1 protein-coding gene is annotated in these 728 nt (G+C 51.6%); it reads right to left on the minus strand.

Annotation, left to right across the window (positions count from 1 at the left end):
* The coding region (locus tag DBR37_RS17090) for a cupin domain-containing protein (RefSeq protein WP_148089232.1) at nt 1-629 on the minus strand (629 nt) is incomplete at its 3' end.
* Nucleotides 630-728: the final 99 nt, after the last annotated feature.

A 728-nucleotide genomic window follows, 5' to 3' on the forward strand; every position in this document is an offset into this window, starting at 1 on the left:
AAAATAGCGTGCAACGCGCGATTGAGTCGTGCATCACGTACGGCCGCTAGCCAAGGTAGTGATGAAGGCTCGCTTTCGACCCAGCGTCGTAACGCTAGCACCAAACACTGTTTGAGCAATGCTTCAGTCAGCACCCGAGATCCTATTCCGGGTCGAGCCGACTCTGCTAGCAGCATTGCGAACTGGTCCTGTAGTCCGTTAGCCCCATTAAATCGTGCAACCAACAGTTTGCTCAATGGAGTAAAAAGGTCTGATCCCCCGGGCAATTTGACACGAATTTCACCACACACAGTAACGATGCCTTGTACGCCTTCCCCGACGATTAGCGTTGGAGTGGAGTGGTGTGATGATACCGGGTGCAAGAGAGTACGATACTCAAGCCGCGGTTGCCTTTGGGATGCGCTTTCGATTCGATAGGGGACACCCGGCGGCAGGAGTATAAAAGTGTGCGACTCAAGTCGAATGGGAGCGGTGCCATGAACGGTGAGGGTGCCAATCCCCTCCAGGCAGTAATGCAGACTTGCCGTCTTACAGGCATCGAAATGCATCCCCCAACCGTCACGTATGTCGCAGAGCGCAAAGTAAGTAACACCGATGTCAAGGGCGGTCAGCAAATGATCTAAGGCCATCTATGCGAATTGAGGGTAAGTGAAAGTGCGGGCGATTATGACGTGATTCAAACAAATTTATGCACGCAATTCGAATATGTGGACGATTAAGAACCAATA

This window comes from Herminiimonas sp. KBW02, from assembly GCF_003852535.1.
Taxonomy (GTDB): domain Bacteria; phylum Pseudomonadota; class Gammaproteobacteria; order Burkholderiales; family Burkholderiaceae_D; genus Oxalicibacterium.